Origin of the sequence: Massilia sp. PWRC2 (genome assembly GCF_049896725.1) — a bacterium.
Lineage (GTDB): Bacteria > Pseudomonadota > Gammaproteobacteria > Burkholderiales > Burkholderiaceae_D > JAFCUW01.
Genome location: NZ_JAFCUW010000023.1, coordinates 1 through 7,462, shown reverse-complemented (window position 1 = coordinate 7,462; position 7,462 = coordinate 1). Strand labels below are relative to the sequence as shown.

At 53.0% G+C, this 7,462-nt stretch carries 10 protein-coding genes and 2 pseudogenes; 6 read left to right on the top strand and 6 right to left on the bottom strand.

The features are described 5' to 3' along the window. Nucleotides 1-74: 74 nt before the first annotated feature. The 4 genes and pseudogenes from ACP7BZ_RS22670 to ACP7BZ_RS22655 form a co-directional block, all read right to left on the bottom strand. The gene (locus tag ACP7BZ_RS22670) at nucleotides 75-812 is read right to left on the bottom strand and encodes a DUF262 domain-containing protein (RefSeq protein WP_426117424.1); all 738 of its coding nucleotides are present in this window, start codon (nucleotides 810-812) and stop codon (nucleotides 75-77) included. 239 nt (nucleotides 813-1,051) lie between these two features. Beyond that, nucleotides 1,052-1,570, bottom strand: a complete 519-nt coding sequence (locus tag ACP7BZ_RS22665; protein WP_426117422.1) for a hypothetical protein — start codon at nucleotides 1,568-1,570, stop codon at nucleotides 1,052-1,054. Between the two features lie 8 nt (nucleotides 1,571-1,578). After that, nucleotides 1,579-1,941, bottom strand: a complete 363-nt coding sequence (locus ACP7BZ_RS22660; protein WP_426117421.1) for a site-specific recombinase resolvase — start codon at nucleotides 1,939-1,941, stop codon at nucleotides 1,579-1,581. Beyond that, nucleotides 1,941-2,513 (bottom strand): annotated as a pseudogene (locus tag ACP7BZ_RS22655) (recombinase family protein); the annotation flags it as partial. The gene ACP7BZ_RS22660 and the pseudogene ACP7BZ_RS22655, both read right to left, overlap by 1 nt. 138 nt (nucleotides 2,514-2,651) lie before the next feature. Between ACP7BZ_RS22655 and ACP7BZ_RS22650 the strand changes: the two are divergent. From ACP7BZ_RS22650 to ACP7BZ_RS22640, 3 genes and pseudogenes are all read left to right on the top strand, one after another. Then, nucleotides 2,652-2,738, top strand: a pseudogene (locus tag ACP7BZ_RS22650) (elements of external origin); the annotation flags it as partial. 37 nt (nucleotides 2,739-2,775) lie between these two features. Then, nucleotides 2,776-3,138, top strand: coding sequence for a hypothetical protein (locus ACP7BZ_RS22645; protein WP_426117419.1), 363 nt, complete (start codon nucleotides 2,776-2,778; stop codon nucleotides 3,136-3,138). A 90-nt stretch (nucleotides 3,139-3,228) separates the two neighbouring features. Next, on the top strand, nucleotides 3,229-3,507 hold the full coding sequence (locus tag ACP7BZ_RS22640) for a DUF2793 domain-containing protein (RefSeq protein WP_426117417.1): 279 nt from the start codon (nucleotides 3,229-3,231) through the stop codon (nucleotides 3,505-3,507). Nucleotides 3,508-4,239: 732 nt separating this feature from the next. Here ACP7BZ_RS22640 and ACP7BZ_RS22635 read toward each other — a convergent pair. Together ACP7BZ_RS22635 and ACP7BZ_RS22630 are read right to left on the bottom strand one after the other, a co-directional pair. Further along, nucleotides 4,240-4,875, bottom strand: a complete 636-nt coding sequence (locus ACP7BZ_RS22635) for a type VI secretion system amidase effector protein Tae4 (RefSeq protein ID WP_426117415.1) — start codon at nucleotides 4,873-4,875, stop codon at nucleotides 4,240-4,242. Continuing rightward, nucleotides 4,872-5,423 carry a PAAR domain-containing protein gene (locus tag ACP7BZ_RS22630; protein ID WP_426117413.1) on the bottom strand — a complete coding sequence of 184 codons (552 nt, stop codon included), beginning with the start codon at nucleotides 5,421-5,423 and terminating at the stop codon, nucleotides 4,872-4,874. Before ACP7BZ_RS22630 ends, ACP7BZ_RS22635 begins: the two co-directional genes overlap by 4 nt. A 376-nt stretch (nucleotides 5,424-5,799) precedes the next feature. Here ACP7BZ_RS22630 and ACP7BZ_RS22625 point away from each other — a divergent pair, with 376 nt between their 5' ends. Genes ACP7BZ_RS22625 through ACP7BZ_RS22615 form a run of 3 tightly spaced genes read left to right on the top strand, consistent with a single transcriptional unit; the run spans nucleotide 5,800 to nucleotide 7,182 of the window. Beyond that, on the top strand, nucleotides 5,800-6,099 hold the full coding sequence (locus tag ACP7BZ_RS22625; RefSeq protein ID WP_426117411.1) for a DUF6127 family protein: 300 nt from the start codon (nucleotides 5,800-5,802) through the stop codon (nucleotides 6,097-6,099). After that, nucleotides 6,096-6,593 (top strand): helix-turn-helix domain-containing protein, encoded by a 498-nt coding sequence (locus ACP7BZ_RS22620; RefSeq protein WP_426117409.1) that lies wholly within the window; start codon nucleotides 6,096-6,098, stop codon nucleotides 6,591-6,593. The genes ACP7BZ_RS22625 and ACP7BZ_RS22620 overlap by 4 nt, the downstream gene beginning before the upstream one ends. Nucleotides 6,594-6,597: 4 nt before the next feature. Next, the gene (locus ACP7BZ_RS22615) at nucleotides 6,598-7,182 is read left to right on the top strand and encodes a DUF4304 domain-containing protein (protein WP_426117407.1); all 585 of its coding nucleotides are present in this window, start codon (nucleotides 6,598-6,600) and stop codon (nucleotides 7,180-7,182) included. Nucleotides 7,183-7,462: the final 280 nt, after the last annotated feature.

The following is a 7,462-nucleotide window of genomic DNA, read 5'->3' as shown; positions in this document are numbered from 1 at the left end:
CAAAAGACGAGAGTAAACGCGAAAACGATCAAGTTTACAAGGGCTGCTGCAAGTCATTGAAAGTAAACGATTTTTCAGCTCCGGCGTTCGGCGCTTCGGACTTGTGTATAACGAGGTGCGTTTTCTCGCATATAGGTATCTAAAAATTTCGAAAGTCTACCTTTATAGCTAGCAAGATCATCTTGTAATGCGAAAAATCTAAGAACTAATTCATCGGCTTCGCGAGCGTCTTTCACTGTGTTACCAAAATTTGCAATATCAGGTAGGCACCCCAGATCGTACAAAAGGTCGTTTAGCGTGCCGGGAAATATTGCGTGGCGTATTTCCTGGTCGGAAAGTCGTACAGCCCCTTGGTTCAGGCGCGAAAAAATTTCCTGAATCAGGTTTTCTGGATTTTCCTTTCGAAGAATAATACACCGTATCGTAGTTGCCTCAAGCTCTGCACGATAGGCACCTAATTGAGAAAATTTTTTTCCCTCAAGTTCTTCGAAAGCCGTTAGCCCCTCAAGAGCAAAATCATCATTGAAAAACTTTTCAATTGTCGTTAATCTTTGCACTCCATCTATTACCAAATGTGTTCCATCACCTTTTTCCGCAAAATAACATGCTGGCAGAGGTATTCGCATGAGGCATGATTCGATAAATCTAGAAGCCCGCTCCCAACCGGCCTTGTCCCATTTATATTTCCTTTGGAAATCTGGATCAAGTTTAAGCTTTGGTGGATTTGTTCGAATACGCGACGTCAGAGTTTCAAAAGGATAGTCAATAGGATAAAGATTTAAAGTTTTTTCTGCTTGGTTTTGCTTTGTCATTCCTAAACTTTCTGTTGTATAACGTCCGCATATAAACTGACGAAAAATTAGCGATTTTCAATTACATCTGTTTATTTCCAAGAATAACTAACTTCGAAGTTACGACAAAGGTGATCAAATTTCAAACAAAATATCACAGATTGTCACGATCGAACAATCGTCAAATTCTTGCGGAAATATGAAAAATTTCCCCGCCGACAATATTAATATACTACAACAATTTTAGCACTTGGAAATATTTACTTATTGATGCACTCCACGCGTAGAACGCCGTGACAATTCAATGAGCCATCACAGACGAAAGGGCATACCTGCTCACTCCAGTTACTAGGCCAAGGCTTCCGCACCACGTGTTCCATGGTCACATTACGCGCGCTGATCAGCCTCTCCGTAACTTCAGGCGCCAAGAGGGTCAGCCGCAAGACTCGGCGCACCTGCGTCAGATCCATGCTTTCATACACGCCAATGTCGGCCACGGTTGCTGCAGGCTGCTCGGTGAGTAACCGTTGCCAGTGATACGCCAACCCGAGCGCCCGCAACAACGCAGTATCCTGGGCCGCCCTACTGGACTTTCGCTCCAAGGTCGGCTCTGACACTAACTTCAGCGGTGAATGCAGTGGCGAAATGACCTCTTTTTTCACTCCCCGCCTCACCAGCTTCCAAGGTACAAAGGTCTCCATCTGCACCCCGCCTGCCGGCCCGGCAATCTTCGTGGTGACGCAGTGCCCAGCGTGCTTGCCATAATGTTTATTGGACATAGTGCCCCCTAATTGAACGGCTCGATCATTCGCACCTGCGTCGGCCAGAGCGCAGGAACATCGTGACGCATCAGCCACAACAGAGTCAGGCGACGCGGCTGGTGCCCCGCCATCAATTGCTCAACGATGTCTGGTGCCAGCCGAGCCAACCGCAGCAACCGGGCGACCGTCGTCGGCTTCATGCCTTCATCGCCGGCGATTTCGACAATGCTCTTGAACGCGCCGGAGTCGAGGAGCGATTGCCAGTACAGGGCACGGCTGACTGCGTCGATGATCAGGACGTCATGAGCGTAGTCCCCCGAATCGGCCACCCATTGTCCCTTCTTGCGCTTGAACGCAAGACGCACGAAGGTTTCCAGATCCTTATCCATTAGCTCTCCAGCTCCAGCATTTCCGCACCGATCCCCACTGGTGCGAACTCACCGATCAGGGCATCCCAGCCCAATTCGCGCCACTTCACCGTGATGCCCTGCCGGTCGCCGGCGTCGACCAGGTCGATGCGCTCGATCATCAGGTTGGCGATCTTCGTTTCGACCGACCGGGCATGGCCACTCGTGGCCAGCACTGCATGCACCTGGTCCCACAGTGCCTGGTCAATGATGGGCGCATGTGCGCCCGGGTACCACATCCCCTTATGCGACAGCTCGCCGAGGTAAATGCGGTTGCGCAGCAGCTTGTGCAGATATTTTTTGTCGATGCGCGTACCGCTGCGCTTTTGGCCCTGCTGGGTCGTCCAGGTCTTGGTAGCGATGCCGTCAGCGGTCAGCCTGGCAGCGATTTGCGTGGGCGAGCCGATCGTGAGCATCTCGCTAAAAATGCGGCGCACCACCGCGCCCTCTTCCGCATTGATGACCAGCAGGCGATTTTCAACGTCGTAGCCCAAGGGCGGCATACGGCGCAGCGCTTGCGCGGTTTGCTTGAGGCGATCGCGCTCATTTCGCACCCCGCTTGGCTGCCAGACCAAAGAACAGCGGTCAGTGGTGTTGGCTGGTGATGTTCATGAACGCGCTGTTCGGAAACGAAGCCAAGCACAATCGCGCCGTGCTGTGGCAAAAGCGCGAACACACGATTGAAGGGGCCAATGGGAATTTCGATACGCGCTTACGCCCGCCACCGGGGTGTCACCGACACCGCCGTTCACAAGGCGATTCGTGCGGGGCGGGTATCCACCAGGGAGGGTCCTGGTCAATAACGTCGACTACAGCGTGTCCGCCATCACTGGCGCGCTCACGGTCAGCTGGGCCCATCGCAGCCGGATATTGCAGACGGCGTACCTGGTCACGCAAGGCGAAGCGAACATCGGCCCGGAGCCAGGGACGAGCTACACCGTGCGGATCTACGAAGAAACCGGCACGCTACGGCACACGGAAGCGGGGCTGACCGGGACCAGCTGGACCTACCCGATCGCCAGCGAAATCGCCGAGAGTGGTTTGAACCGACCGAACGAAAAGCTCTCGGTCCGGCTCGAGACGGTGCGCGACGGTTACACCAGTTGGCAGGCCCAGCAAATTGACATCCCCGCGTGCCGGGGCTACGGCATGTTTTATGGGGGCACGTATGGCGAATGACACCGGGAGAATCATATGGCGGCACTAACAGGCCCGAATCTGGGCATAAATTACGGTTGGGCGGCGCGCGAGTCAGGGTGGAATACCGGCATGGACGCCAACCTGAAGCTGCTCGATGCGGTGCTGCAATTATCGGTGAAGTCGCGTGGGCAAGGCACGCCGCCGGCCGCGCCCGCCAATGGCGACCGCTACATCGTGGCGGCCGGCGCGAGTGGCGCCTGGGTCGGGAAAAGCGGTCAGATTGCTGTGCGCATCGAGGCTGCGTGGTCGTTCATTGCGCCGAAGATCGGTTGGACTTGTTTCATCGAAGATGAAAGCGTGCTGTCGGCCTACAAGGCCAGCGGGTGGAGCGTCGGCATTGCCATTTGATGGCTCCTGGAGCGGCAATTGCCAACTAATATCTTTTCCAGAGATAAGTAACTATCCAGAAAGCTAATGTCAACGTTGTCAGGCTACCGAACCACCACCACCATTTATATATAGCCCAACGTTTCCACGCAACTATATTTAGCAATGAAAATATGAAAACAGGAGCCAGCACATCAAAGAACAACATCAGCCGAAATAGAAAATGGCATTTTTCTGCGCTACAACTTGCAGGCAACAAAGCCACTGGTGACCAATTTCTATGACTAACTATGTAAATATACATAGTCGACAAAAATGCTCCATATAGAAAACCGAAAAATATCACCGCTGCGCGCTTCATTTAATCCCCAATGGACAATTTTCCCAAATTTAAATATTTATAAAAATATAATGAAGAATTGAACGAAAAAATCGTCTGACGAGAAAATATGCATGCTTAACCTTGCTGATACGCGTACAGGAACCACGTCAGTAACAGCATAAGTACAAAAGATAAAAACACCCATCCGAGTAGAAATTTAAATGAATTCCGTTTCCCTATAGTTACTGCCAAAAGCACTCCCCACAAAATCGGTATTGATGCATAGATGGCAATTGAAACGCCTTTTAACGCTATTGGGCAGGATTCGCGACATAAATTTATACCAGCTACGACTTCAACAAAATGCGGCACCATGTCAATGGTGATGCCTACAAAAAAACCGGAGGCGAAGAGAATGACCCATCGCGTCATTATTTAACCTCAAAGAATAGTATGGTTTTTGAATTTCGCAGGTCGGAGTAGAGCGGTATCCACGGATTGTTAATTCCTAGTCTGAATCGAGCAAACATTTCGATGGTGCCTGCTACACCGTTGTTTGTGAGCCGCGAGCCGTTCCAAAGGTCAATGTGGCCACCACTTGCATTAGCGGCCGTTTGTCCAGAATGTGTCCAGTACGCATGGAACATGATAATGCCAGTTCGCCCTTTCACCTTCGACTCCCAATCCTTGCCGGTGATATCCTCAGGTTGCTTCGGCAGGCCGCAGAATGGCTGCAATCTCAGCCATTCGCTAAGCTCGTAGGCGCGAACGGCAGCCGGCGAACCATCCATGATGACGCGGCCCAGCACCTTTGCTCCAGGCATCGGCTTTACAGTCTTCTGCGAAAAAGACAACATTTTGATACCGGATTTGTGAAAGGTAGCACTCATGCGCAAGGCACATTGATTGCTGTAGTCAGCCTTATCATCCGGTGCAGGTTTGAAAGGGTTGCCGGTCACGTAGTTGTCCCAAAGATGAGCGAACTTCACGACCGGCACGTCAATCTTGCAGACGGAGTCCTTAACGGTGTTGGTTCGCACCTTGGCCTGCTGCACGAGAGTCGTCATACACTGCTCCCTTCCATTTTCGCAAGCGCTTCATCGCCCCAGTAGACCGTATATTCGTCTTCGCCGTAAGTACCGATGCGTGGCAACAGGCCATCAGCCTCGGTGCGGCCGGAAAACGTGCGCCCGTCCATCGTTTCGACGAAATACGGCACCCCATCTATCGGAGGAGCAACGAACTTGGGCTGTTCGTCGAACTGGTGTTCGTCCGTCCCCGGTTCTTTGACAGCAGCCCATTCGCCTTCAGCATTGAGAAAGTGTTTTTCTGCAATGGCCTCGCCGCTCTCGTTGCCGACGCCGTCCGTATCGTTCAGGGTTGAATAACATGGGCAGCCGCCGCTGGTCAGCATGCCGTGAATCACCCGAGAACGACCGTTGCTTAGCGTGGAGCGGGTGAAGCCATCTGCGATAACGCAATTTTTGCGGCAGGCGATACGAGCGCCTTGGAATGCGTAGGCGCGGCCATAGCCTGAACACGTCGGGTCTCCTTCAACGACCGTGCCGCCGCAGGCAGTTTTATCGCCGTCGCGTATCCATCCGATAATTTTCATGCTGTGCCTCCTGTTGATACCAGTTCAGTCATCAGGTTGAGGTCCCCGGCGGCAGCGCTTTCGGCAACCTCGCGAATGTGCACGTTTTTACGATGCGAGCTTTTTTGGGCGAGGCGCGTATGAATCGCCAACGCCTGGCCGCCAACAAACGGCGCGTCGTTCAGCTCATCTTTCGATTCCTCGCGACAAGTATGTCGCTGACGGTATGTTATGCAACCCGCTGAACAGTAGTGTGCTTTTCGCGTATGAGTTGTTCTACGTCAAGAATACAAATTTGATCGAGAACGCTCATTTCCACAGCTGCACCCCCAGTGTTAGTTCTACAACCCGCCGACACCCGCCAACTTAGGCGGGTGTTTCGTTTATGGAGACTGCCATGACCAAACCCGCCGACACCAACAATGCCGACAATATGCTTCTGATCCGAAGAGAAGATTTCGACGAATTGCTCAGCCTGGCCGCCGAACGCGGTGCCGAGCGAGTACTGGCCCATCTCGGCCTCGAAAACGGCCACGCGGCGCGCGACATCGGCGAGCTGCGCGGACTGCTCGAGGCATGGCGCGACGCGCGACGTACGGCGTGGCAGACGACCGTCAAAGTGGTCACCACGGGCATCCTGGCCGCGCTGCTGGTCGGCGCCGCCATCAAGCTCAAACTGCTGGGAGGCACCCAATGATCGAAACCTTGCTCGGTGGCCTGCTCGGCGGCGCCTTCCGTCTCGCCCCCGAACTACTCAAATGGCTAGACCGCATCCTTCGGCAAATGATGCCACCGGAGAACAGGCTGGTATCGGCCCTGGCGAAGGAGAATGGCATCTCGGAACAGACACTCTATACTTGGCGACGAAATCTACAGTCTCAGGGAGTGCCGGTGCCAGGAAATGGAAAGAATGCCATCGTGTGGTCGTCGGCCGATAAGTTTGGGGTGGTGCTGGAAACGGCACGCATGAACGAGGGCGAACTGGCTCAATACTGTCGCGGCAAAGGCTTGTTCGTCGAGCAGGTTACCGATCAGGTTTCGTTTACATCGGCTTACGTTTTTACACAGCCTGGGTCGGATGCGGCCAGTCAGCACGAATTGCAACAAGTTCAGATTAGCAACATGCTAGACTTGTCGGAACAGCCGGCTTCGCCCAAAAGCAGACGATCGCTGCGCCATTCTAAGGTTTGAAAAAATGCCGCCAACTCCGACCCAGTCTAGCCATTTCGTTCAAGAAGTCATTGGACTCGGTCCGCATCCCTCGCTCAAATCCTTGGGCTTTCGAAAAGCGGGACGCCATTTTTTCCGTACCTTGGCTAATGCAACATGCCACATCAATTTTCAGTCCAGTCAATGGAATGCCCCGGATCGGAGCAGATTTACGGTGAACCTTTGGACCTATCTGCCCGCGATTGCGCTCGCCAATGGCGACATCGTCATTGAGGATCCCGTAAAGCGGCGGTTTGGGCATTGTGGAATCCGGCTTGGTTATTTGTTGCCCGAAGCAAGCGATCATTGGTGGGAGATTAGCTCGTCTACAGATGTGCCGCAAATCGCTGATGAAGTTAGTTCAGCCATCGAGCAATATGCGATTCCGTATCTTCAAAAGGCAGCCACGCTTGAAGGTGTCGCAGAACTTAGTGGGCATCTTCCGGGCCATCGTGATCTCCCTGCCCACTACAAAGTCACTGCCCTGCGTCTGCTTGAACGAAAACAGGAAGCCGCTGACGCGGAACTCGCCTTGAGCAAGCCCAGAACATCGCAGCATGACTTGACGTGAACGTCTGAAAAGGGTCGGAAGCGGCCTGTCAATGATAAATTCCCATCGATGATTTCCCCGAGCGTTTCTCGCCTCAATAAAGATGAAAGTTGCCGCCGCGTAATGCGCAAGTCAAAAGCGGGACAGAATTACTTTCGATTTGTCGATCAATTTTTTATCCTGGGCGGTCTCAAGTATCAAGTGCAACACCGGGTTAATGAATCGAATCGGCCTGCAATTGTAGCCGAGCCATGTGTTCGGTATAAACCACCAGCGGGGACTTCCAGCCGAGCGTTTCACG

Excerpts from the sequence above, each read along its gene's own strand:
- ACP7BZ_RS22625 (WP_426117411.1), top strand. The coding sequence starts at position 5,800 with ATGACCAAACCCGCCGACACCAACAATGCCGACAATATGCTTCTGATC.
- ACP7BZ_RS22635 (WP_426117415.1), bottom strand. The coding sequence starts at position 4,875 with ATGACGACTCTCGTGCAGCAGGCCAAGGTGCGAACCAACACCGTTAAG.
- ACP7BZ_RS22640 (WP_426117417.1), top strand. The coding sequence starts at position 3,229 with ATGGACGCCAACCTGAAGCTGCTCGATGCGGTGCTGCAATTATCGGTG.
- ACP7BZ_RS22670 (WP_426117424.1), bottom strand. The coding sequence starts at position 812 with ATGACAAAGCAAAACCAAGCAGAAAAAACTTTAAATCTTTATCCTATT.
- ACP7BZ_RS22620 (WP_426117409.1), top strand. The coding sequence starts at position 6,096 with ATGATCGAAACCTTGCTCGGTGGCCTGCTCGGCGGCGCCTTCCGTCTC.
- ACP7BZ_RS22665 (WP_426117422.1), bottom strand. The coding sequence starts at position 1,570 with ATGTCCAATAAACATTATGGCAAGCACGCTGGGCACTGCGTCACCACG.
- ACP7BZ_RS22615 (WP_426117407.1), top strand. The coding sequence starts at position 6,598 with ATGCCGCCAACTCCGACCCAGTCTAGCCATTTCGTTCAAGAAGTCATT.
- ACP7BZ_RS22630 (WP_426117413.1), bottom strand. The coding sequence starts at position 5,423 with ATGAAAATTATCGGATGGATACGCGACGGCGATAAAACTGCCTGCGGC.
- ACP7BZ_RS22660 (WP_426117421.1), bottom strand. The coding sequence starts at position 1,941 with ATGGATAAGGATCTGGAAACCTTCGTGCGTCTTGCGTTCAAGCGCAAG.